The sequence below is a fragment of the Streptococcus sp. 263_SSPC genome (genome assembly GCF_001071995.1).
In the GTDB taxonomy this organism is placed as follows: domain Bacteria; phylum Bacillota; class Bacilli; order Lactobacillales; family Aerococcaceae; genus Granulicatella.
Map to the genome: position 1 here is coordinate 1 of NZ_JVNU01000002.1, position 267 is coordinate 267.

Below are 267 nucleotides of genomic sequence, written 5' to 3' on the forward strand. Positions count from 1 at the left end.
GAAAACAAAGAAACAACTGGTAAACAAGGACAACCACAATCTGACACAGTAACGTTCAAACAACAATCTGGTGCAGAAGAAAAAGTTCCTATGGTTGTGAACGCTGAAAACCCAGCTAAATTCATTGACCCAACAACTGGCGAACCAACAGATGCGACTGAATTACCAGCAATGAAAGATGGTAAACAAGTAGGTACGTATACAATTGACCCAGCGACTGGTAAAGTAACATTCACACCAAACAAAGACTTCGTAGGAACTCCAGAA

General features: G+C 40.8%; 1 protein-coding gene. It reads left to right on the plus strand.

The features are described from left to right. A partial coding sequence (locus ADH02_RS00015; protein WP_048781517.1) for a hypothetical protein occupies nucleotides 1-267 on the plus strand: 267 nt, incomplete at both ends.